General features: G+C 46.6%; 17 protein-coding genes. 7 read left to right on the top strand and 10 right to left on the bottom strand.

Annotated features, from left to right (window positions below; genetic code table 11):
* Nucleotides 1-11: 11 nt before the first annotated feature.
* A complete protein-coding gene (der, locus tag CSH92_RS04385; protein WP_100656404.1) occupies nt 12-1,457 on the top strand; it encodes a ribosome biogenesis GTPase Der in 1,446 nt (481 codons plus the stop codon).
* Nucleotides 1,458-1,459: 2 nt separating this feature from the next.
* Here the strand turns inward: der and CSH92_RS04380 are convergent, their stop codons facing one another.
* Both CSH92_RS04380 and xseA read right to left on the bottom strand, forming a co-directional pair.
* Nucleotides 1,460-2,515: a hypothetical protein gene (locus tag CSH92_RS04380; protein ID WP_100656403.1), complete on the bottom strand. Its 1,056-nt coding sequence runs from the start codon at nt 2,513-2,515 to the stop codon at nt 1,460-1,462.
* Nucleotides 2,516-2,656: 141 nt separating this feature from the next.
* Nucleotides 2,657-4,003 carry an exodeoxyribonuclease VII large subunit gene (xseA, locus tag CSH92_RS04375; RefSeq protein WP_100656716.1) on the bottom strand — a complete coding sequence of 449 codons (1,347 nt, stop codon included), beginning with the start codon at nt 4,001-4,003 and terminating at the stop codon, nt 2,657-2,659.
* Between the two features lie 104 nt (nt 4,004-4,107).
* Here xseA and guaB point away from each other — a divergent pair, with 104 nt between their 5' ends.
* Both guaB and guaA read left to right on the top strand, forming a co-directional pair.
* On the top strand, nt 4,108-5,577 hold the full coding sequence (gene guaB / locus CSH92_RS04370; protein WP_100656402.1) for an IMP dehydrogenase: 1,470 nt from the start codon (nt 4,108-4,110) through the stop codon (nt 5,575-5,577).
* Between the two features lie 65 nt (nt 5,578-5,642).
* Nucleotides 5,643-7,220 (top strand): glutamine-hydrolyzing GMP synthase, encoded by a 1,578-nt coding sequence (gene guaA / locus CSH92_RS04365; RefSeq protein WP_100656401.1) that lies wholly within the window; start codon nt 5,643-5,645, stop codon nt 7,218-7,220.
* Nucleotides 7,221-7,379: 159 nt separating this feature from the next.
* Here the strand turns inward: guaA and CSH92_RS04360 are convergent, their stop codons facing one another.
* The 4 genes from CSH92_RS04360 to CSH92_RS04345 all read right to left on the bottom strand — a co-directional run bounded on the left by CSH92_RS04360 (nt 7,380) and on the right by CSH92_RS04345 (nt 10,279).
* Nucleotides 7,380-7,829, bottom strand: a complete 450-nt coding sequence (locus tag CSH92_RS04360) for an NfeD family protein (protein ID WP_100656400.1) — start codon at nt 7,827-7,829, stop codon at nt 7,380-7,382.
* A 10-nt stretch (nt 7,830-7,839) separates the two neighbouring features.
* The gene (locus tag CSH92_RS04355; protein WP_100656715.1) at nt 7,840-8,778 is read right to left on the bottom strand and encodes an SPFH domain-containing protein; all 939 of its coding nucleotides are present in this window, start codon (nt 8,776-8,778) and stop codon (nt 7,840-7,842) included.
* A 262-nt stretch (nt 8,779-9,040) separates the two neighbouring features.
* Nucleotides 9,041-9,475 (bottom strand): hypothetical protein, encoded by a 435-nt coding sequence (locus CSH92_RS04350; protein ID WP_100656399.1) that lies wholly within the window; start codon nt 9,473-9,475, stop codon nt 9,041-9,043.
* A gap of 129 nt (nt 9,476-9,604) precedes the next feature.
* Nucleotides 9,605-10,279, bottom strand: a complete 675-nt coding sequence (locus CSH92_RS04345; protein ID WP_100656398.1) for a nitroreductase family protein — start codon at nt 10,277-10,279, stop codon at nt 9,605-9,607.
* Nucleotides 10,280-10,444: 165 nt separating this feature from the next.
* Between CSH92_RS04345 and CSH92_RS04340 the strand changes: the two genes are divergently transcribed.
* On the top strand, nt 10,445-12,073 hold the full coding sequence (locus CSH92_RS04340; RefSeq protein WP_100656397.1) for a methyl-accepting chemotaxis protein: 1,629 nt from the start codon (nt 10,445-10,447) through the stop codon (nt 12,071-12,073).
* A gap of 149 nt (nt 12,074-12,222) precedes the next feature.
* On the top strand, nt 12,223-13,146 hold the full coding sequence (locus tag CSH92_RS04335) for a histone deacetylase family protein (protein ID WP_100656396.1): 924 nt from the start codon (nt 12,223-12,225) through the stop codon (nt 13,144-13,146).
* Here the strand turns inward: CSH92_RS04335 and CSH92_RS04330 are convergent.
* From CSH92_RS04330 to tsaA, 4 genes are all read right to left on the bottom strand, one after another.
* Nucleotides 13,132-13,974 (bottom strand): phospholipase A, encoded by an 843-nt coding sequence (locus tag CSH92_RS04330; protein ID WP_240612745.1) that lies wholly within the window; start codon nt 13,972-13,974, stop codon nt 13,132-13,134. The two genes, CSH92_RS04335 and CSH92_RS04330, sit on opposite strands and share 15 nt — an antisense overlap.
* 76 nt (nt 13,975-14,050) lie before the next feature.
* Complete coding sequence (locus tag CSH92_RS04325) at nt 14,051-14,887, bottom strand: MBL fold metallo-hydrolase (RefSeq protein WP_100656394.1); 837 nt, start codon at nt 14,885-14,887, stop codon at nt 14,051-14,053.
* A 17-nt stretch (nt 14,888-14,904) separates the two neighbouring features.
* Nucleotides 14,905-16,617 carry a proline--tRNA ligase gene (locus tag CSH92_RS04320; RefSeq protein ID WP_100656393.1) on the bottom strand — a complete coding sequence of 571 codons (1,713 nt, stop codon included), beginning with the start codon at nt 16,615-16,617 and terminating at the stop codon, nt 14,905-14,907.
* 123 nt (nt 16,618-16,740) lie between these two features.
* On the bottom strand, nt 16,741-17,454 hold the full coding sequence (tsaA, locus tag CSH92_RS04315; RefSeq protein ID WP_100656714.1) for a tRNA (N6-threonylcarbamoyladenosine(37)-N6)-methyltransferase TrmO: 714 nt from the start codon (nt 17,452-17,454) through the stop codon (nt 16,741-16,743).
* Nucleotides 17,455-17,759: 305 nt separating this feature from the next.
* Here tsaA and CSH92_RS04310 point away from each other — a divergent pair, with 305 nt between their 5' ends.
* A complete protein-coding gene (locus CSH92_RS04310) occupies nt 17,760-18,683 on the top strand; it encodes an ABC transporter ATP-binding protein (protein ID WP_100656392.1) in 924 nt (307 codons plus the stop codon).
* Nucleotides 18,680-19,414 (top strand): ABC transporter permease subunit, encoded by a 735-nt coding sequence (locus CSH92_RS04305; protein WP_100656391.1) that lies wholly within the window; start codon nt 18,680-18,682, stop codon nt 19,412-19,414. Before CSH92_RS04310 ends, CSH92_RS04305 begins: the two co-directional genes overlap by 4 nt.
* Nucleotide 19,415 lies beyond the last annotated feature (1 nt).

The raw sequence follows: 19,415 nt of genomic DNA, 5'->3' as shown, positions 1-19,415 counted from the left end.
CAAGGTTTTTTATGTTGCCTGTAATTGCTTTAGTCGGACGACCTAATGTAGGTAAATCGACGTTATTTAATCGTCTGACTAAAACGCGCGATGCTCTGGTCGCTGATTTTCCGGGTTTAACTCGGGATCGTAAATATGGGCAAGCAAAAGTCGATGGCCTTGAATTTATCGTCGTAGATACGGGCGGGATCTCAGGTGACGAGGAAGGTATTGATGCAGCGATGGCTGAGCAATCATTGCTCGCCATTGTAGAAGCTGATGTGGTTTTCTTTTTGGTTGACGCGCGGGCAGGCCTAACTCCCGCGGATCAAGGGATCGCTGATTATCTGCGCAAGTCAGACAAACAGGTCTATGTGGTTGCTAACAAAGTAGATGGTATTGATGGCGACAGCGAAAGTGCTGACTTTTTTGCGCTTGGGCTGGGCCATGTTCATCAAATTGCAGCTGCACATGGACGAGGGATCAATCAACTGCTGAACGAAGCAGTACGTCCACTGGAGTCTGAGTTTCCTGAGATGAAACTCGAAGAGTCGCCCCAAGATACAACTGCCGAAGATGCTGAAGCTCAACTCGAACGTTTGCAAGGTTTGCCTATCAAGCTCGCAATCGTGGGTAAACCGAATGTGGGTAAATCTACCTTAACTAACCGGATCCTAGGTGAGGAGCGGGTGGTGGTCTATGATTTGCCAGGCACAACCCGTGATAGTGTTTTCATCCCAATGCAGCGCGATGACCGCGAGTATATATTGATTGATACCGCGGGCGTGCGTAAACGCAAAAAAGTCAGTGATGCGATTGAAAAATTTTCTATCGTAAAGACGTTGCAAGCGATTGAAGCCGCCAACGTGGTATTGATGGTCATAGATGCCCGCGAAGGGATCAGTGATCAAGATCTCAGCCTGCTTGGTTTTGTGCTCAATTCTGGCCGTTCATTAGTGTTAGCGGTAAATAAGTGGGATGGTTTGGATACCGACGTTAAGGAAGATATAAAGCGTGAATTGGATCGTCGTTTAGGGTTTATTGATTTTGCCCGCCTGCATTTTATTTCTGCATTACACGGTACTGGTGTGGGGCATTTATTTGAGTCGGTACAAGAGGCTTATGCCTCTGCTACGCAGCGGGTCAATACGTCTCTGTTGACCCGAATTATGGAAATGGCTCAAGAAGACCATAAACCACCGTTAGTCGGTGGGCGTCGGGTGAAAATGAAATATGCTCACGCGGGCGGTTATAATCCACCGGTGATCGTCATTCATGGTAACCAAGTGCAGGATTTACCGGCTGCATACAAACGTTACTTAATGAATTATTTCCGCAAGGCGCTGAAGACGATGGGAACGCCGATTAAAATTGAATTTAGGGAAGGTTCGAACCCGTTTGAGGGCAAAAAGAATCAATTAACCCTCGCACAACAACGCAAACGCCGCCGGATGATGTCATTTCATAAGAAAAAGTAAGTTTAGCTTTTGGGTTGTTCGCGTAAAGAACGCATCAATGCTGATGGCTCGGGCACGTTAATCTTTGGTAATGCCCGCTTAACCATTTCTGTCGCTACCCGGTCCGGAAAATTAGCACTGAATTTTATAATCTTATCTTTGGATTGAAAGATGTATGTAGTTGTAAACAGCGGTTCTCCGCCATCATCGACCGCAGCGACATCAAAATATTTGCCCTGAAAATTGTTGCTATCTATATTCCAGTCAATGGCCTGAATATCGCTGATCTTTATTTCCTCAATAGCGCGACTTTGGGCAATTAAAGTTATGTCATCGATGTCTTTTTGTAGCTCTTCAGTGAGGTCGCTCTTGCTGCTCATATGATCTTGTGGATCGAATACCGGATAGACAAATATATCCATGACATCTTTGGGATAATCGGGATGAGTGTAACGTGCCACAGCGCCGCGCAATGGGTCGTGATAAAGCTGCAAATCATCCAATGTGAACGTTGCTATTTCTGACGGTAACTGCAAATCTTGTAAGTAATCGCTGGCGTTTAGATGTGCAAACAGGTAATCCGCACTAAATACTTGCTCGGCTTTAGCTTTGCCTATAAATGCGCGGCTTAAACGCTGGCTGAATTGCTCTTTTTGCTCGTCGTTGAGTAATGCTGACAAACCATACTCAAACGTGTAGGAGGCCAAAGGGATCGAGCGCCATGTAACATCAAACTCAGTTACCATAGTGTAAAAACGGGTATCAGTCTGTGTATTGTGTGACGGAATTAGAACGTTCGCGATGAGCACTTCGTAGTCGTAGCCGTTTTCACTGGCAACTGTGTTGCTAAACGCGTTGGTACTCGTTAAAGCAGTAAAAAAACTGTGCGGTGCTAAATAATCTTCGGCACACTGCATGTCGTCTGTTGCGGGTACGCAAGACTGCTGAGTTGAAGCACTAGGGTACGAGGAAAACACAGATACAGCAGGTAGCAATACTTGTTCATTTGTCGCCTGAGCATGAGTTATCGTTGGTACTGCCAACAGTAATCCCAAAGCAAGCGGCAATGCTACTTCCATGAATGTTTTGCGCGGTGTTACCAAGTGCCAGATCTCCTTAATTTGCTGCGCGATGATGACGCACTCGCGCTCGAACTACAAGCAAAAAATTGTGTATAAAATCATCAGTGTGTAAGCAATGATTGCCAAGCAGTAGTTGCCTCATCGTTCGATCTGCATGACTTGGCTGTTAATCGAGCCATTCTCGAGTTGGGTTTCAAGAGTATCGCCTACCGCTACGTCAGCAACGCTATGCAGTGGTTTGCCATTTTTGTAGGTGATACTAAAGCCACGGCTGAGAGTTGCCAAAGGACTGAGTGAATGCAGTTTACCGGCGTTTTGATTGAGCTGCTGTTCGGCGCGGAAAAGACTAGCAGATAGCGCTCGTTGTAGTCGTTCCTGCATCGCATTGATGACACTTTGGTGTTGTCTTATTGCAATCTGTGGAGATACCCTAAATAGACGTTGAGACAAGTGTTCACTGCGTTGGCGTTGTTGCCGGACTTGACGTACAACCTGATTATTGAGGCGTTGTTGTAACTCGTCTAAGCGTTGTAGTTGCGTATTTAACTTACTCTTCGGGTGATTACGTTGTACCCCCCGCCATTGTATGTTCAAGTGAACTTTAGCTTGGCTTAAATAACGCTGAATGTGGTGGACTAGCTGGCGCTGGTAAGATTCTAAGAGCTGACGCTGCTCGCGTTGATCCTGACTGACCAATTCAGCCGCTGCGCTCGGTGTCGGAGCCCGCAAGTCTGCAACTAGGTCGGCAATTGTAATATCAACTTCGTGACCTACAGCACTAATAATCGGTAACGCAGAAGCCGCGATACAATGCGCCAGTTGTTCATGATTAAAGCACCACAAGTCTTCAAGCGAACCGCCACCGCGGCCCACAATCAACACATCAACTTCAGCACGCTGATTTGCAATGTCAATGGCGTTAATAATCTCCTGGTGAGCTCGCTCACCTTGCACTTGAGTTGGGTAAAGGATCACGCGGGTAGCTGGAGAGCGACGCTTGAGTACGGTTAAAATATCGTGTAATGCAGCGCCAGATGCAGAGGTTACGACTCCAACGGTGCGAATGACATCGGGCAGCGGGCGCTTGCGCTGCTGACTAAATAAGCCAAGCCCGTTAAGTTTGAGTTTTAGTGCCTCAAAGGCTGCTTGCAAGCTACCCGTGCCATCGAGTTCCATGTACTCAGTGATCAATTGATAATCACCACGCGGCTCATAGAGTGATAGATTGCCGCGTACCAACACTTTATCACCTTCCTTGGGACGATAGTTAATGCGTGCATTGGCGCCTCTAAACATCGCGCACTTGATCTGTGCCTTGCTGTCTTTGAGCGTAAAATACCAGTGCCCACTTGCGGCTGCCGTGAAATTGGATATTTCCGCAGACAACCACAGCGTACCAATTTCGCCTTCCAGTATGGATTTCACATAGCGATTCAGTTTGGTTACGGAGTAAATTTGGCGCAGGTCTGCAGGTGGTTTTATCATAGTCATAATTTTTATTGGCTTTTGTGCGAAAGTCAGTTTACCTGAAATACAAAAAACACTACAATTGCGCCGCAATTAAAACCTTATTATATAGGTGTTGTTGCATGCTCCGAATCGCGAAAGAAGCTCTTACCTTTGATGACGTCTTGTTAGTGCCTGGTCACTCTCAAGTGTTACCTCATACTGCTAGTTTAAAAACCCGTTTAACTCGTGCTGTGAGTTTAAACATTCCGATGGTCTCTGCGGCCATGGACACTGTTTCTGAAGCACGACTTGCTATCGCCCTTGCACAAGAAGGTGGTATCGGTTTTATTCATAAAAACATGACTGCAGAGCAACAAGCTAAGCACGTTAGGGAAGTGAAGAAATATGAGAGTGGTGTGGTATCTGATCCGGTAACGGTAATGCCAACAGCCACTATTGGTGAAGTTAATGCGTTGAGTCAGAAACTGGGTTATTCAGGTTTTCCGGTCATTGATACAGACAATAACTTAGTCGGTATTGTAACGGGACGTGACTTACGCTTCGAAAACCGCTTTGACCAACCCATTAGCAAAGTTATGACACCAAAAGATCGTCTCGTAACGGTTCAAGAAGGTGCTCCTTCAGATACAGTATTAGATTTGATGCACGAACATCGCATCGAAAAAATTCTGGTTGTCGATGACAACTTCAAGTTGTGTGGCCTGATCACAGTTAAAGATTTCCAAAAAGCCGAAAGTAAGCCGAATGCGTGTAAAGACGAATTGGGTCGGCTACGTGTTGGCGCCGCGGTTGGCGTTGGTCCAGGCACGGATGAGCGAATTAAGTTGTTAGTAGAGGCGAATGTTGATGTATTGCTAATTGATACCTCACATGGTCACTCACAAGGCGTAATTGACCGTGTTAAGGCCATTCGCTCAGCTTATCCAGGCGTTCAATTGATTGCCGGTAATGTTGCTACCGGCGAGGGAGCAAAAGCACTGGCTGACGCAGGCGTAGACGCGGTAAAAGTGGGTATTGGTCCAGGTTCGATTTGTACTACACGTATTGTGACCGGTTGCGGTGTGCCACAAATTACAGCAGTGAGTGATGCTGTGGAAGCGCTTAAAGATAGCGATATTCCGGTGATTGCTGACGGTGGCATTCGATTCTCTGGTGACATTGCTAAAGCCATTGCGGCTGGTGCTAGCTGCGTTATGGTGGGCAGCATGCTAGCCGGCACGGAAGAAGCTCCTGGTGAAGTCGAACTTTATCAGGGCCGCTACTACAAATCTTATCGTGGTATGGGATCGCTAGGCGCGATGAATCAGAGTCATGGTTCTTCAGACCGCTACTTCCAGGACAGTAATAATGCTGAAAAACTCGTGCCAGAGGGAATAGAAGGACGCGTCGCTTATAAAGGTCCGATTGCTAATATCATCCATCAACAAATGGGCGGACTCCGCTCTGCAATGGGCCTTACTGGCTGTGCGACAATCGATGAGCTGCGCACTAAGCCACAGTTTGTCAAAGTCACCGCAGCTGGGATGGGAGAGTCCCATGTACATGACGTGAGTATTACTAAAGAAGCGCCAAACTACCGTTTAGGTTAATTTATACGCCACTTTCTGCGCGCGGCCATTGGTGTCGCGCGTTCTCTATTTGCAGGAAACCAGCAATGACAACGAATATCCATGATCAACGCATCTTAATTCTCGATTTTGGCTCGCAGTATACGCAATTAATCGCACGCCGAGTGCGCGAAATTGGCGTGTACTGTGAATTATGGGCCTGGGATGTGAGTGAAGCACAAATTCGTGATTTTAATCCGGATGGAATTATTCTCTCTGGCGGTCCTGAGTCGGTCACCGAGTCTGGCTCGCCACGCGCGCCAGAATATGTGTTTACTGCGGGTGTTCCAGTGCTTGGCATTTGTTATGGCATGCAGACCATGGCGGAACAATTAGGGGGGCGCGTACAAGGCTCTAACATCCGTGAGTTTGGTTATGCGCAGGTCGAATTACTCGACAGCACGCAATTGTTTGAACACATTGAAGATCATATTGGCGAGAATGGGAATGCTCTGATTGATGTATGGATGAGTCACGGTGACAAAGTGGCAGATATTCCTTCGGGGTTCACTACTATCGCGAAAACAACCAGTTGCCCACATGCAGCGATGGTCAATGTTGAGAAACAATTCTACGGCGTGCAATTTCACCCAGAGGTTACCCATACTCGCCAAGGTCAGCGGATCTTACAACACTTCGTGATGACGATTTGTGGTTGTGAGAAGTTGTGGACACCAGCTGCGATCATTGACGATGCGGTAGAGCGGATCAAACAGCAAGTGGGTTCAGATAAAGTCATTCTGGGACTATCAGGTGGCGTTGATTCGTCAGTTACAGCGATGTTATTGCACCGTGCCATTGGTGAGAATCTTACCTGTGTGTTTGTTGATAACGGTTTGTTGCGCTTAAATGAAGGGCAACAAGTAATGGATATGTTCGGTAACCACTTTGGTCTAAACATTATAAAGGTGGATGCTGAGGAGCGTTTTCTTAATGCTCTTGCGGGTAAAGCTGATCCCGAAGCAAAACGTAAAATCATCGGTGGTGAGTTTGTCAAAGTGTTTGATGAGCAAGCGGCAAATATCATCGACGCAAAATGGCTGGCGCAGGGCACCATTTATCCTGATGTTATCGAATCAGCGGGCTCTGCAACGGGTAAAGCTCATGTGATCAAGTCGCACCACAATGTGGGTGGTCTGCCAAAAGATATGAAATTAGGGCTAGTAGAGCCGCTGCGCGAATTGTTCAAAGACGAGGTGCGCAAGATCGGACTCGAATTGGGCCTGCCTTATGACATGCTTTACCGTCATCCATTCCCTGGACCAGGCCTTGGTGTGCGGGTACTGGGTGAGATTAAAAAAGAGTACTGTGACCTGTTAAGACGTGCTGATGCCATATTTATTGAAGAATTGCATCGTGCTGAGCTTTATCACAAAGTGAGCCAGGCCTTTACCGTATTTTTACCTGTCCGATCGGTTGGTGTAATGGGTGATGCCCGCAAATATGATTGGGTCGTGTCTTTACGGGCCGTTGAAACGATCGATTTTATGACGGCGCATTGGGCACATTTACCTTATGATTTCCTCGGCCATGTGTCGAATCGTATTATCAATGAAATTGATGGTATATCGCGTGTGGTGTATGACATATCAGGTAAACCGCCAGCTACGATTGAGTGGGAATAAATACGCTATATTGATGTAATTAAGAAAGGCTATTTCAAATCTTGAAATAGCCTTTTTTGTTAGCTTCGATGATGTCACAGACGTAGCGAATTCCTGCAATATCGTCTCATTTGCCAATTAAGCTCTGTGGGCATGCAAAGGCGATATTAAAACTTGGGCTTACACCGGTTCAACATGGAGTAATCCTACCTCGACTTGCGTGATCTTGACCGTTGTACCTCTGGCTATTGGCTGGAACGATTTAACTTGCCAATTAATGCCAGAAAAGCGCTGCGTCGCTTTAATGCCAGGGCCGATATCGGCATCTAACTCAAAGGTGTCACCGATTAAATCCGACTTAACAGCATTGGGTTTTTTGTCTTGTTGCAGCTTTTTCATCGGCCGGTAGAGCAAGGCTAAAAGGACGGTGTCAATGACCGCAATCGCGATGAACGCATGCAGCAAGTCTTCGTCAAGGAACTCACCATACATTAAACCAGAAGTGATGATGAGGGATAACCCCAAGGTTAACAAAAGCACCGTGGTAAACCCTAAAATCACTTCTAAAATCAAGAAAATCAAGCCCACACCTAACAACAGGTGAGGCATGTTAGTCAGCATATTGTCCATAGATAACCACCTAGTTGGTTGAACCTAATTTATTGATAATCGTCATCGCCTGTGCGACTACGCCACCAATTTCTGTGGCGTTATCAGGCAACAGCACCACTGAAGATTCCTTGGCGATTTTTTCTTTGGCAGCAATCGCACCTTTTGCTAAGTCAAGTTGAACCGCTTTTTGTCCTTCAGCAGTGGCCGCAGCTTTACCCACGGTTTCTAATGCTTCAGCTTCAGCTTGCGCAACCCGAATAATGGCTTGGGCTTCACCATCTGCTTTCAATATTTGTTCTTCGCGGTCGGCCTCGGCGGCAAGTACAATGGCTGCTTTATCACCTTCTGCGCGGTTAATGGCTGCTTGGCGGTCACCTTCAGACTCAAGGATTTGGGCACGCTTTAAACGCTCAGCCTTCATCTGCTGCTCCATCGCATCGAGTACTGAATTCGGCGGATTGATGTCTTTAAGTTCATAACGTAATACTTGAATACCCCAAGGGTTTGCTGCTTCATTTAGAGCACCGACGATTGAGCTATTTAACGCATCGCGTTCTTCAAAGGTTTTATCCAATTCCATTTTGCCTAACTCGCTACGCATCGTGGTTTGCGCTAATTGGGTGACGGCAAAAGTATAGTTTTCGACGCCATATGTCGCTTTGTAAGGGTCTATAACACGAAAATACAAGACGCCATCAACTGAAAGCGTAATGTTGTCTTTGGTTATCGCCGATTGTTCTGGTACGTCAACGGCCTGCTCTTTCAGTGAGCGGTCAGCACCAACCGTATCGATAAACGGGACGATAAAATTGAGTCCTGCTTCTAAGGTGCGAGTGTATTTCCCAAATCGCTCAATAATAAACGCTCGGTTCTGCGGCACGAACTTTATCGATGCTTTGAGTAAGATGATGACAAAGATCAGTAAGATGGTTTGGAATGACAGCAGATAGTTAAGTATTTCTTCCAGCACTGTGGGCGCTCCTTGTTATTATGCGTTAACGCACAGTTAGCGTTAGTCTGGATAAGTCTATCGAGTCATTAACGCGTCCGTGCAAATTTGAATATAGCATTCTTTTGCGCCTTTATTGAACCTTTCCTTGACGCGGGCATGCGTTGTGCTGCATATCCGTGTAGAGTCGCAAAAAACGGTTCATTCACCTCGGTATGGAAACAGTATTTGCAGGAAGGATAACTAATATCATAGTTAACTGTTTATGCCTTATCGTTTGCTAACGTGAAGAATACAGCTTGGGGTCATTAGATGGTTGGGCAGTGGTAGCAATGCCTACTTCAATTTCATCGAGCCATTGGATTAATTTTGTTTCATTCTGTTCGATCCGGATGGGGATGATTAATTCTCGTGGATGATAGGGGATCCCTGCATGCACAAAGATACTGCGATCGACAATTGCAACGGCCTTACATCCAGCATTTTGCAACTGAACGTAGCCTTGCATCATGGCAGGAATCGCTTCTTGAGTAATGCCGGCGCTCGCTTCGGGGCGTTGCAATAAAACCCAAGAGGATAGATGAGTAGTCGCCTGCAGCATGTCATTGGTGATACGTTTCACACCGGGTAAATTAAAACCCTCGGCATAATCACAGATAAGCCGAACTCCACTAAGGTGAAGTTGGTATCGTCCGTGAATAGGTTCTTTGATCATGTGCCCTCCGCATGCGACCTCGCCTGTTAAGCTAAGCTCATAATGGCCAGAAGTGCCACGTTTTGCGATAAAAACAATGGCATAGGCGATTTCAACCGTTTCAATGATGCAGAGGAGTGTGTGGTGCGGCTACAGAAATGTCGCAATGTCCGCCAATGGCTTCTTTTGTTGGGCATGCAGTGGTACCGTCGCATCGTCGGCGGGATAACCAGTTACTAGCAACATGTAGGGTCTTTCATCATCCGGACGCTGGCAAATCTTGGATAAAAAGGTCATTGGCTTGGGCGTGTGCGTTAGCGTCGCGAGACCACTATGGTGTAACGCTGTTATCAACATACCCGTCGCTATGCCAACAGATTCGTGCACGTAATAATTGGTTTGCTTCTGCGAAGTATCCAATCCCCCTTTTTTCTGACTAAAGATAGCGATCAACCAAGGCGCATGTTCTAGGTAGGGTTTATCTGCATCAGTGCCTAGAGGCTTTAAAGCATGCAACCATTCTTCACCGGCGCGCCCCTCATAAAATCCGCGCTCATGCGCCTCAGCTTGCTCACGAACTTGTCGCTTAACCTCACTGGAATGGATCGCCACAAAGTGCCACGGCTGATGATTGGCCCCATTGGGAGCTGTTCCTGCCGCCTTTATGCAGTTTTCGATAATTGCTCTAGGCACTTTGCGGTCACTGAACTTACGAATGCTATGCCTGCGTTTAATCTCAGCGTAGAAAGATTCTGAACGAGATAGCATTTCCTCGGGCGGGTATTCAATAAAGTCAGTCAATGGTGTGGCGTCGTGTGATTGCATGGCGTGGCAAAAAGTAAAGATTAAAACTGAATAGTGGCATAGATCAGTAAAGTGGTTCAATCGCTGCCTGGTTAAATATCCTCCTATCGCGCAGTCGCCGCGCTAAGTGTCACAGTTTTGTCACAGTTTTACGGTTATATTGCCCATTTTTCGGCGGAGCATCACATGCCTCAGTATAAAAGTATCAGCACCTTGGTCATCCTACCCGTACTGATCAGTTTGTTTGTGTTGTTAGTCTTGTCTGGGATCAGTGTGTACAAAACGACCACTGTATTATCCAGTTTCGATCAGCTTGAGCGTACGGTTATTCAGGCAGAAAGAGATGCAGCCTCTGTGCTAAGCGACTTTAAGACTCAAGTGCAGGAATGGAAAAACGTGCTATTGCGCGGCTACAAAACTGAGGATCGTGAAAAGTACTGGGCCCGATTTAAGCAAAAAGAAAGCAACATTCAAGCTGCGTTGCAGCGGATGCAAGGCTCTGCAGCAATCAGTGAAGAATCTAAGCAAACGATAGCTAAATTTTTAACCGCGCATGCGACTATGGCGACGGAATATCGCCGTGGTTATCAGAAGTTTATTGATTCTGGCTATGACTCTAAAGTGGGCGATGCTGCCGTCAGAGGAATTGATCGCGAGCCGGCAAAACTGCTTTCCGACCTAAAAAGTAAAATTGCTTCACGAGCAGGTGCTGACGTTGCAGAGTTGCAAAGTCAAACCCGTTCAACATTGTTGTTATTGGTGCTGGCAATCATGGCAATAAGTATTCTGACCGTGTTTTACGTTATTCGTCGCTTGCGCTCCGAAGTGATCAAGCCAGTTAAATTGGTAGCCACACAACTACAATCGATTGCTGAAGGTGAATATGAGCAAACGCTTCACTACCGAAGCGCTAATGAACTTGGCGTGCTAGCCGACTCCACGCGGACATTGCAAGAGAAGCTTGCACAAACGGTGCAAGTTTTGTCGCAAACCGAAATTCACGTGCAAAAGGCAAGCCATACATTGGCTGATGTATCGCGAGATATCCATGCGGGAGCGCAGAGTCAATCGCAAGAGTCAGCAAAGCTCAATGGTGTGACGGCGCAGTTTGACCAACATGTAGACGAGCTAATAAGTATTGCTCAGCGCATGGATGAGGTGGCGAGGGATTCCAATAGTAGCATGGGAGTCTGTTACCAAACATTTGAAAAGGCCAATGAAGGGTTTGCTGCATTGGCTAAAACCGTTACCGCGTCAGGTGAAATCGTTGAAGCATTGCAGCATCGCAGTCGTGATATTCTTGGAGTGGTTAATGTGATCAACGAAATTGCCGATCAAACCAATCTATTAGCGTTAAACGCCGCCATTGAAGCTGCCAGAGCAGGCGAACAAGGGCGAGGCTTTGCGGTTGTGGCAGACGAAGTAAGAGCATTAGCCGCAAAAACGCAGCATTCGACCAAAGAAATCAATGCAATTTTAAGCAGCTTTGAACAAGAGGCGCAAGGCGCAGTTCGTGCTATGCAGTCAGGCAAGGCTTTGTCAGATGATAACGCGGCGGAAGCGAGTCATGCTTTGAGTATGCTTTCTTCTGCCGTGGCGGGTGTCGAACAAACAGAGAAAGAGGCTAAGCAACTGTCGCACATTACTGAGCAGCAGCACAACGTAGCGTCCACGATCCGCAGTGTGGCGACCCATATCGCGACACTGTCAGAACAGTATAAGGGGGTTGCGGCACGTAAAGATGTTACTGAACACATGCAAAAGGCGACGCAACAAGTTGACTCGATTGTAGCGCTACTGCACCCCCATAGATAATTATACCGCCAACGTTTGTGCGCGGGTGCACCAAATACTGCGTTCCCGCGTATTATTGAGCAACTTAACAGTAACATGCTGCAAGGTCTGACTTTTCCCAGTTTGTCAGTTGGATTAGTAGTGATAATAGTGAATAACCAATTTTCAATATGGTGCCTTTAGTCTTTCACCCAATTTACAGCCAATTGGATTTGCCCGAGCGGCATCGCTTTCCGATTGAAAAGTATCAGGGGATCCGTGATCGCCTCGGACGCGAAGGGGTTGATGCGAAGTGTTTCCATCAGCCAGAGGCATTGTCTCCACAGCAAATTAAAAGAGTCTTAGAGCCCAAGTATATTGATGCATTGGTTGCCGGTACTCTCGACCCAAAGGCCATGCGTCGGATAGGTTTTCCCTGGTCTAAGCAATTGGTTGAACGAACATTGACGGCCGCTGCGGGCACAGTCACAACTGCACAATTTGCCTTGCAGCATGGCATAGCCCTTAACCTAACGGGGGGGTATCATCATGCGTTCGCCAACTATGGTAGTGGCTTTTGCATGGTGAATGATCTTTATTTAGCTGCTTTACAGATGTTGGAAAAGCCGGGCATTGACAAAGTTCTGATTTTTGATTGTGATGTTCATCAAGGTGACGGTACCGCTAAACTGGCGGAAAACAACCCGCGGGTTTTTACCGTCTCGCTGCACGGCGAAAAGAACTTTCCTTATCGTAAACAAGTCTCTGATTTTGATTTTCCACTTGCCAAAGGAACAGGTGACGAAGAATATCTAGAGGTTGTAGAAAATGCGCTGCAGTTGGCACTTCGCACTGCGACACCAGATGCAGTTATTTACGATGCGGGTGTCGATATTCATTGCGACGATGATTTGGGGCATTTAGCCATTACTACAGACGGCGTGTTTGCACGTGACAGTCTTGTACTAGAGACGTGTAAAGCAATGAATTTGCCGGTTGCAGCCGTGATTGGCGGTGGTTATCAACGTAATATCGATAAGTTGGTAGATGTGCACATGCAACTATTCTATGCGGCGGGCGTATGCCCGCGCAGAGCACCATTACAGAAAACGTAGTTGAATGCCGAGACCAAAGCGTTGCTGCTGACGATTATAGTCGATCAGCGAATCTCCATAGCCATTAAAGTATTGCATCATTAGGTGATAACGTTCGCTGATGGGGTAGGTGAGGTTAAGCTCAATACTGCCTCGATTGTCATCGAATTGCAGGTTGTTGCGCCATTTCATCAGAAATTCAATTTCCCCAAACACCGCACCATAGCCGAGTTCCATGCGGCCGTAATAATCGTGAATATCGGGATTGTCATCGCCAGTGGGGTCGTCAGCATCAATTTTGTCATCTTCGGGCAGGCGAACCCAGCTACGAATGTAGTATACCGAGTCATAATCGCTAAATAATGCGGTTGCAGTTATTCGGTTCCAGCTGCGTGAACGCAACCCACTTTGACCGTTACTTTGGTGATTCAGACCCACTTGGACGGCGTTAAAGCGATAACCCAGTAATGACAAATCAGCTTGCCACTGATAAAAAATCTCTGGCTCGTAATTGGTTTCACGAAAGGGTTTAGAGGCTTCATCATTGTATACTTGCCAAAAGGACACAGCGGTAAATCCAAAAAACAACCCATCTATGGCTTCTGTAGGTTGATACAGCGGTATCTTCATACTGATCTGAAATTTGGCTTCGACATTATCGATAGTTTCTTCAGTTAAGGCTTGATTGCCAATACCATTGGGGTTGCTGATATGGGTGAATGGTAAAATGTAATTGCGTCGATGCTGGCTAATCGCAAACGGATTTTTAATGGCTTGCTTGTCAGCTGACACGCGTTTATCCAATATTGAAGGAGCTGGTGATTCCTGACCATCAGCGGAATCTGACATTTGTGCCAGAACTGAAGGGCATTGCAAAAAGCATAGAAGTGCGACGATCCTGTAGCGCATAAACTGTTCCTTGTGATCACTCAAAGTCTAGTGTTTGACCTTCATACGAAGCAAAAAGGTGTAATGGAGCCCCAGCGGCCTGAATAAACTTGCGACAATGGGCAATAATTGCATCGACATCATCATCGGTGCGCTCTGGATCATGGCTGTACAACGCGAGTTGTTTACTGTTACTGGCCATCGCGAGCTTGACTGCCTCTTCCGCAACAGAGTGTCCCCACCCTGATTTCGCAGGCATATCACTAAGCATGTATTGGGCGTCATGGATCAGTAAGTCGGCATCGCGACAAAACTCAACAAATTCTAGAAAGTCGCTGCTTTTTTTGTACGGCGGATACAACTCGTTGTCGGTCAGGTAGACCACTTTGCTATTACCTTCAGATATAGCGTAGGCACAGCCGCCACCCGGGTGGTTAATCGGCATACGCTGAATCGTAGCAGTCGCGCATTGCCACTCATCTTCTGTCGCTGGAGTCACTGAAATTTTAGATTGTAATGCAGAGAAAGGCACGGGAAACAATGAGCCTTGCATCTGTTCGATCACGGCGTTCGCATTACCGTCGTTAACCTTACCCGGGATCACTGTTATTTCGCGCCCTGGTTGATAAATTGGAGCAAAAAACGGAAATCCTTGAATGTGGTCCCAATGATTATGGGAGAGCAGTACCGTGATCGGCGTTTGTTCGGCGATCAATTTTTTACCTAACAAACGGATCCCGGTTCCGGCGTCCAACACGATGTGTTGTCCATTAGATAACTTAATATCTACACAGGCAGTATTTCCGCCGTAGCGAACAAATTCCTCGCCGGGCGTGGGGATAGAGCCTCTGACACCGTAGAATGTTAATTGCATACTATCCCCATCCAGAATTATAGCTGTGCGATATACTCGCTAATCGCAGATATAGCCATCAGTTGTTTTTCACCACTACGGCGATTCTTGTATTCCACTTCTTGATTGTCAAGGTTACGTTCACCTACAACGATATGATGAGGTATACCTATCAGCTCCATATCGGCGAACATAACGCCGGGGCGTTCCTTGCGGTCATCAAATAATACTTCGATACCTAACTCACAGAGCTCCTGATAAATCGCTTCGGCGGCTTCCTTAACACGGTGGCTCTTGTGCATATTCATGGGGATCAAAACGACTTTAAATGGGGCGATAGCATCGGGCCAAATAATTCCGTACTTATCGTGATTTTGTTCAATTGCTGCGGCTACAATCCGCGAAACACCAATGCCATAGCAACCCATTTGTAAAGTTTCATGCTTGCCGGTTTCGCTCAGGACGCCACAGTTCATGGCTTTTGAATATTTGTCGCCGAGTTGGAATATGTGGCCAACTTCAATTCCTCGACGAATATCCAATACGCCATTGCCATCCGGTGAAGGGTCGCCTTTTACAACATTGCGGATATCCGCCACATTGATTTCCGACGGCCAATTAGCACCGGTTAAATGAAACCCATCTTCATTCGCTCCGCACACGAAATCAGCCAGTAACTGAGCACTGCGATCAACCACAACAGGGATACTCAGTGCCAAAGGACCAACGCTTCCAGCACCACAACGCAAGGAATGCTTAAGCTGTGCGTCATTGGCAAAGGTAAGCGGGGCTAGAACTTGTGGTAACTTTTCAGCTTTTACTTCATTAAGACTATGGTCACCACGCACGACTAGCGCAACCAGAGGCGCATCTTGCGCATTTGGATCGTCTGCTTCGGCCCCAACCACGATGATAGTTTTCACCGTTTGGGTAGCGTCTACATTTAAGTGATTACAGACCTCTTCAATGGAACCAACGCCAGGTGTTGCAACTTTCTCTTGTTGCGCAAAGGCTGTCTGTTGCTCACCAATAGCTAACGCTTCAGCGGTTTCAATGTTCGCCGCGTAATCGGACTGGTCGCTAAATACAATATCGTCTTCGCCAGATTCAGCAAGGACATGAAACTCATGACTTACGCTGCCACCAATCGCACCAGAGTCTGCCACTACCGGGCGATATTCTAGGCCACAGCGAGTAAAGATATTGCAGTAGGCTTCATGCATCTTGTCATAGGTTTGTTGCAGACAAGCGTGATCCATGTGAAACGAATAGGCGTCTTTCATGGTAAATTCACGGCCACGCATGATACCAAACCGCGGGCGCACTTCATCACGAAACTTGGTTTGTACTTGATATAGATTTAATGGTAACTGCTTGTAGCTACTAATTTCATTGCGCACCAATGCGGTGATCACTTCCTCGTGTGTTGGGCCCAAAACAAAGTCGCGCTGATGACGATCTTTGATACGTAGGAGTTCCGGACCATATTCTTCCCAACGCCCGGATTCTTGCCACAGGTCAGCCGGTTGAACCACAGGCATAAGGACCTCGATAGCCCCGGCCTTATTCATTTCTGATTTGACAATATCTGCAACCTTATTTAATACCCTAAGCCCGCTGGGTAGCCAGGTATAAAGGCCAGATGCGAGCTTGCGGATCATGCCCGCGCGGAGCATCAACTGATGACTAATGACTTCTGCATCTGCAGGGGTTTCTTTTTGGGTTGATAGCAAATATTGGCTAGTGCGCATGCCGTCTGAATTCTCGTGGTTAAGTGTAAATCCGGCTATTCTAGCAGTCGGGTTTTAGATGGCAAAAGCTAATTTGCTTAAGCGTTCAGATTTTCCCCTCGCTTAGCCATTTCGGGCTTTGAATTAGTCTTCGAATTTTTTGATTTGTTCTACTACTACTGCGCTGTCGCGAACATGCCAAAGGATATCCAGATCCCATAACCGCAGGGCATATTGTTTCTCATCAGAATGCTCTCTCTTATATGCGGGGCGCGGATCAGCAGGTAGCACTTTGGCTAAAATAAACGCTAATTGTGGGTATTGCTCTCGCCTTTGGTTCAACTGGTGTTGCGCTGCAAGCGTATACGTAATGTTAAGCGGCTGAGGTGGGGGAGTCTCCGCATAGCCTGAATATGCTGTAGTTGGCTTATCTGAATAGGCAACGTAGGGTTTGATGTCTAAGATAGGTGTTTGATTGAGCAAATCAATATCTTTTACCGTCAAGCGCAATTGTCCATTTGCATAGGTATGACTGGCGTAGCGCACCAGAGACAACCCTATGTGATTTGGGCGAAATGAACTTCGACTGGCAAACACGCCAATCTTTTTATTGCCACCGAGACGAGGCGGGCGAACCAATGGTGTTGGGGCATGCGCTAAGTGTTGATGGAAGCTAAAAATCAGCCACAAGTGGGAAAACTGTTCAATGCCGCGCAAAAAATCAGGGTTACAGTATTCGGGAGTAAATTGAATGGTTCCTTCAATATCCTCAGCTACCGCAGGTTGGCGCGGGATACCGAATTTTTCGGTAAAAGGTGTCGAGATATATCCAATAGGAGTGATGTTCTGCGTTAGCATGCTAGCGAGTTCCTGTTCATCCATTTATCGAGAGTTGGACACAAACAGCAACATTTAACCTTAATGTCGACATATTCTATTCACATCTATTGTTTATAGTGTCACTGTCATATCGCCGGATATGACCTGTATGTTTCACGGATCCCAACTTTATGACCTGCCATTGTGCAGGTCTTTTTTTATCAAATGGTCTATTGAAAATCCCGCATTCGCCCCAATTTCTCGCGTGCGAGGCTGTTGATGCTATCACCGCATCGATAGTATTCCCACAGCTAACTTGTCGATGAGTCAAGAATAGGAAGACTATGATCTCAGTAAGCCAACTCAGTAAAACATTTGACGACTTTACCGCTGTCGACAATCTCTCTTTTTCTTTGGAGCCTGGTGATATTGTCGGCTTTTTAGGCCCAAATGGTGCTGGCAAGTCCACAACCATGAAAATGTTGACCGGTTTTTTACGCCCAAGCAAGGGCGAAATAACTGTCGACGGATTGTCGGTTCTCGAAGACAGTAAAGCCATTCAAGCACGGATTGGGTATTTGCCTGAGGGTGCCCCAGCCTATGGCGATATGACCGTCATTCAATTTCTACATTTCATTGCCAATATCCGCAAGCTGAAAGGGGCATATAAAGACGAACGCCTGGCTGCGGTAATTCAGCAATTAGCGCTGAGTTCAGTTTTGGATAAGCCAATAGAGAATTTATCCAAAGGTTATAAACGACGCGTTGGTCTGGCGCAGGCGATTATTCATGATCCACAAATTCTGATTTTAGATGAGCCTACTGACGGCCTTGATCCCAATCAGAAACATCAAGTGCGTGAGCTCATCCAGCACCTTTCAAAAGATAAGCTAGTGATTGTCTCGACGCATATTCTCGAAGAAGTGACAGCTGTCTGTAATCGGGTAATGGTTATTGCTCAAGGAAAGTTGAAGTTTGATGACACTCCTGAGGCGTTGCTCAAGCAGTCTAAATATCACAAGGCGATAACTCTACATTTGAGCTATCAAGCCGATATTTCGGGTTTGTTGGAATTAGATGGTGTCGCTGACATGCAAATAGATAAAGCAACTGGTCGCGTGACATTATTCCCGGAGGCCGACGCGCACATTTTGCACCTGGTTACAGATTATATTCAGGTACGGAAATTACCCGTAGATACGCTGTTTATTGAGCAAGGGCGATTGGACGAGGTGTTTCGCCAGATCACACAGGAGCAAGTAGCATGAGCGCGGTAGGCATTATTTTTCGACGTGAGTTTTCCAGCTTCTTTGCAACCCCTGTTGCCTATGTTTTCATCACTATCTTCCTCATGCTGAGCGGGGTATTTACGTTCTTTATCGGTCAGTTTTATGAACGCGGTCAAGCGGATTTATTGCCGTTTTTCAACTTCCATCCCTGGTTGTATTTGTTTCTGGTACCAGCAATTGCTATGCGCAGTTGGGCGGAGGAGCGAAAGTCAGGCACGATAGAGCTGTTGATGACGTTGCCAATTACCGTAACACAAGCAGTGGTGGGTAAATTTCTTGCCGCATGGGCGGTGTTAGGTTTGGCCTTGGCACTAACGTTCCCGTTGTGGTTAACGGTCAATTATTTGGGCGCGCCGGATAACGGAATCATACTGGCAGCCTATCTCGGCAGCTGGTTTATGGCGGGTGGTTTTCTTGCCATTAGTCTGTGTATGTCGGCATTAACCAAGAATCAAGTTATCGCTTTTATCCTCGCGATTGTGATTTGTTTTCTCTTCGTATTAAGTGGCAGCAACGTGGTGTTAGACGCTTTTCAAGGTTGGGCACCAGCTTGGGTACTGGATACTATTGCTTCGTTTAGTTTCTTAACGCACTTTGAAGCTATGGCGAAAGGGGTCCTCGCACTCAATGATGTGGGTTACTTTTTAATTGTGATAGTGATTTTTCTGATTGCTAACTTCATGATTATTGAACAGAAAAAGGCAGATTAAG

The sequence above is a fragment of the Neoalteromonas flava genome, from assembly GCF_002807685.1.
In the GTDB taxonomy this organism is placed as follows: domain Bacteria; phylum Pseudomonadota; class Gammaproteobacteria; order Enterobacterales; family Alteromonadaceae; genus Alteromonas_E; species Alteromonas_E flava.
The sequence above is the reverse complement of the archived record's forward strand: the minus strand, read 5'-3'. Positions and strand labels throughout refer to the sequence as shown.

What these genes read in the sequence shown, in the direction of transcription:
- der (WP_100656404.1), top strand. Translation starts at nt 12, where the DNA reads ATGTTGCCTGTAATTGCTTTAGTCGGACGACCTAATGTAGGTAAATCG.
- CSH92_RS04380 (WP_100656403.1), bottom strand. Translation starts at nt 2,515, where the DNA reads ATGGAAGTAGCATTGCCGCTTGCTTTGGGATTACTGTTGGCAGTACCA.
- xseA (WP_100656716.1), bottom strand. Translation starts at nt 4,003, where the DNA reads ATGATAAAACCACCTGCAGACCTGCGCCAAATTTACTCCGTAACCAAA.
- guaB (WP_100656402.1), top strand. Translation starts at nt 4,108, where the DNA reads ATGCTCCGAATCGCGAAAGAAGCTCTTACCTTTGATGACGTCTTGTTA.
- guaA (WP_100656401.1), top strand. Translation starts at nt 5,643, where the DNA reads ATGACAACGAATATCCATGATCAACGCATCTTAATTCTCGATTTTGGC.
- CSH92_RS04360 (WP_100656400.1), bottom strand. Translation starts at nt 7,829, where the DNA reads ATGGACAATATGCTGACTAACATGCCTCACCTGTTGTTAGGTGTGGGC.
- CSH92_RS04350 (WP_100656399.1), bottom strand. Translation starts at nt 9,475, where the DNA reads ATGATCAAAGAACCTATTCACGGACGATACCAACTTCACCTTAGTGGA.
- CSH92_RS04345 (WP_100656398.1), bottom strand. Translation starts at nt 10,279, where the DNA reads ATGCAATCACACGACGCCACACCATTGACTGACTTTATTGAATACCCG.
- CSH92_RS04340 (WP_100656397.1), top strand. Translation starts at nt 10,445, where the DNA reads ATGCCTCAGTATAAAAGTATCAGCACCTTGGTCATCCTACCCGTACTG.
- CSH92_RS04335 (WP_100656396.1), top strand. Translation starts at nt 12,223, where the DNA reads ATGGTGCCTTTAGTCTTTCACCCAATTTACAGCCAATTGGATTTGCCC.
- CSH92_RS04330 (WP_240612745.1), bottom strand. Translation starts at nt 13,974, where the DNA reads ATGTCAGATTCCGCTGATGGTCAGGAATCACCAGCTCCTTCAATATTG.
- CSH92_RS04325 (WP_100656394.1), bottom strand. Translation starts at nt 14,887, where the DNA reads ATGCAATTAACATTCTACGGTGTCAGAGGCTCTATCCCCACGCCCGGC.
- CSH92_RS04320 (WP_100656393.1), bottom strand. Translation starts at nt 16,617, where the DNA reads ATGCGCACTAGCCAATATTTGCTATCAACCCAAAAAGAAACCCCTGCA.
- tsaA (WP_100656714.1), bottom strand. Translation starts at nt 17,454, where the DNA reads ATGCTAACGCAGAACATCACTCCTATTGGATATATCTCGACACCTTTT.
- CSH92_RS04310 (WP_100656392.1), top strand. Translation starts at nt 17,760, where the DNA reads ATGATCTCAGTAAGCCAACTCAGTAAAACATTTGACGACTTTACCGCT.
- CSH92_RS04305 (WP_100656391.1), top strand. Translation starts at nt 18,680, where the DNA reads ATGAGCGCGGTAGGCATTATTTTTCGACGTGAGTTTTCCAGCTTCTTT.